The following is a 2,559-nucleotide window of genomic DNA, read 5'->3' as shown; positions in this document are numbered from 1 at the left end:
CACGACGAGTGCCTTGTTGTTCATGCTGCCGCCTTTCCATCCACTATCAGGCGCACACAGTAGGATAGGTGCGCACGCCTCGAAAGAAGGCACCAAATGGTAACCAGGCAATGAAAACCGGCAGCGAGGAAGATCAATGGCGTGAAGACTGCGCCCCGCGGCGGGTGCTGGAGCTGTTCAGCACCAAGTGGACCTCGATGGTGCTGCACACGCTGGCGGTGCGCCACGACGGCACCGCGCGCAGCAATGCGCTGCACCGCAGCCTGCCGGACATCTCCAAAAAAATGTTCAGCCAGACCCTGCGCCAGATGGAGGCCGCCGGGCTTGTGCTGCGTACCGAATATCCCACCGTGCCGCCGTCGGTTGACTACGCGCTGACCCCGCTGGGCGTGCAGCTGGTGGAGCCGATCGAGCTGATCTACGACTGGGCGCGGCGCAACGCCGGGGCGCTGGATGCGCTGCAGCCGCGAGCGACGTCGCGGCGGCGCTGAGGTATATTCCCCACCCCCCACGTTGCGCCAGACCCGGAACCTCCCGATGAGCACGAACAAAAAGCAGTACTTCAAGCATTGGGCAGAGTCCGATCTCGGCCAGGGCAACGTCTACATCGAGGCCGTTGGCGATGTGATCGTGCGCCAGGTCGAGGTGTACCGCAGCGTGACCACCTGGGCCGACAAGCACGGCCAGAGCGACGAACGCTTCCTGCTGGCCGACCAGCCGCTGTCGTGGTTCGACCTGGATTCGGACGACGGCATCACCGCCACCGAATTCGAGGCGGCGTGGAAGAAGGCCAAGGCCGCCACCGGCGGTCTCTGAGCCTGTGCCGGGGCGGGGTCAGCCCAGCGCGAGTTCGCCGCGCAGTGCGGCCACATGCGCCCGGCCCACGGCCAGCTCCGTGCCGTCGTTGAGTACCAGCCAGTAGCGGCTGCCCGAACCGGCGTGCAGGCTGCGCACATGGCGCAGGTTGACCACGTAGGAGCGGTGGCAGCGCACGAAATCCGGCGGTAGTACCGCGCCCAGGCCGGCCAGCGATTTGTCGTGCAGTTCGCTGCGGCCGTCGCGCATGCGCAGCTGGCTGTAGTCGCCATCGGCGCGGATCCACTGCACGTCGGCCAGTTCGACCACGGCAGTGCCCTGTGCCCGCCAGATGCCGAGGTAACGGGCGCTGCCGGCGCGCGCGCGGCTGACGTCGAGCAGGCGCTCCAGCGCGAGGCCCAGGCGTTCGCGTGAGAACGGCTTGGGCACGAAATCCAGCACGCCATGCTCGAACGCCTGCAACGCACGCTCGCGATGGGCCGACACCACCACGCAGTGGTAACGCCCGGCGACGGCACGGCGCAGCAGCTCGAAGCCGTCCTCGCCGCCCAGGTTCAGGTCCAGCAGCAGACCGTCGTAGACCGCGCGCTGCAGGCGGTCACCGGCGGCCTCCAGGTCGGCCACCGCATCGAACCGCGCCCGGCTGCCGGCCAGCTCGGTGCACAGGCGCAGCAGGCGCTGGCGTACCAGCAGTTCGTCTTCGACGATCAGGATGCGCATGGCAGCTCCATCCGGCCGTACCAGTCCGCACCGTCGGCACCCTGCACGAAGCGCCAGCGGTCTGGCCACGCCGCCGCCAGGCTGGCTTCGATGTAGCGCGTGCCGGTGCCCTGGCCGCGATGCGGTGCCATGCCGCGCGCGCTGCGCAGCTCCACGATCCAGCGCTCGCCTTGGCGCTGCACGCGCAGCCGGAACGGCTGCTGTGCGCAGGCCACCGCGCCGGCATGGGTGAGCGCGTTTTCCACCTGGGCGTGCAGCACCCCCGGTGGCAGCCACAGGCCGTGTTGGTCGGCGTCGACGTCGAATGCGATGTGCCGTTCCATCGCCATGCCCACGATGTCCAGGTGGTTGCGGCACAGCGCCAGTTCGTCCTCCAGCGCGACCCGTTGCTGGCTGCTGCTGGCGCGCAGGCGATCGAACTGCTCGGCCAACGCTTCGACCAGGGCGCTGGCGCGCATCGGTGCCTGCTCGATCAGTTCCTGCAGGCAGGTCAGGGTGTTCATCAACCAATGCGGCTGGATGCCCCGTTGCAGCAGTTGCAGTGACAGGCGCGCGCGTTCTTCGCGCAGCAGCGCGTTATGCGCGTCCAGGACGCGCAGCTGTGCGGCGTGCCGCACCAGCAGGAATCCCATCAACACCGCCAGGAACAGGAAGTACGGCCCGTCCAGGAAGGCGCCGCGCAGCAGCGGAATCGCCAGCGCACCGGCCAGCACCAGGGTCAGGATCGGCCAACGCTCGTCCGGCTCGCCGCGGGCGCGCAGCAGCAGTGCGACGGCACTGAGCAGGCTCAGCAACAGCAGCGCCGCACCGCGTCCATCGAAGCCCGGCACGAATGCCACCACGGCCACCAGCGCTGCCAGGTAGGCGATGCGCAGGGCGGTCGGCACCGCCACGCCGAAGCGGCGTGCAAGGTAGGCCGGCAGCAGGACCGCCGCCGCGAGATGCAGCGCCAGCAGCGCCAGCAGGCGCGGGCCATGCCACGGGTAGGCGTACCCGAGCAGTGGCCGCCAGCCCTCCAGCACC

4 protein-coding genes are annotated in these 2,559 nt (G+C 69.1%); 2 read left to right on the top strand and 2 right to left on the bottom strand.

The window, feature by feature from the left end; all coding sequences use genetic code 11:
- Positions 1-110: 110 nt before the first annotated feature.
- On the top strand, positions 111-491 hold the full coding sequence (locus tag DBR34_RS04080; protein ID WP_038688119.1) for a helix-turn-helix domain-containing protein: 381 nt from the start codon (positions 111-113) through the stop codon (positions 489-491).
- 46 nt (positions 492-537) lie between these two features.
- Positions 538-816, top strand: coding sequence for a hypothetical protein (locus DBR34_RS04075; RefSeq protein ID WP_128095814.1), 279 nt, complete (start codon positions 538-540; stop codon positions 814-816).
- An 18-nt stretch (positions 817-834) separates the two neighbouring features.
- Here the strand turns inward: DBR34_RS04075 and DBR34_RS04070 are convergent, their stop codons facing one another.
- The gene (locus DBR34_RS04070) at positions 835-1,536 is read right to left on the bottom strand and encodes a LytTR family DNA-binding domain-containing protein (RefSeq protein WP_128095813.1); all 702 of its coding nucleotides are present in this window, start codon (positions 1,534-1,536) and stop codon (positions 835-837) included.
- Positions 1,524-2,559: sensor histidine kinase (locus DBR34_RS04065; protein ID WP_258223653.1), on the bottom strand; the 1,036-nt coding region annotated here is incomplete at its 5' end. The genes DBR34_RS04070 and DBR34_RS04065, both read right to left, overlap by 13 nt.

The organism is Stenotrophomonas sp. HMWF003, assembly GCF_003061285.1.
In the GTDB taxonomy this organism is placed as follows: Bacteria; Pseudomonadota; Gammaproteobacteria; order Xanthomonadales; family Xanthomonadaceae; genus Stenotrophomonas; species Stenotrophomonas maltophilia_AP.
The sequence above is the reverse complement of the archived record's forward strand: the minus strand, read 5'-3'. Positions and strand labels throughout refer to the sequence as shown.

What these genes read in the sequence shown, in the direction of transcription:
- DBR34_RS04080 (WP_038688119.1), top strand. Translation starts at nt 111, where the DNA reads ATGAAAACCGGCAGCGAGGAAGATCAATGGCGTGAAGACTGCGCCCCG.
- DBR34_RS04075 (WP_128095814.1), top strand. Translation starts at nt 538, where the DNA reads ATGAGCACGAACAAAAAGCAGTACTTCAAGCATTGGGCAGAGTCCGAT.
- DBR34_RS04070 (WP_128095813.1), bottom strand. Translation starts at nt 1,536, where the DNA reads ATGCGCATCCTGATCGTCGAAGACGAACTGCTGGTACGCCAGCGCCTG.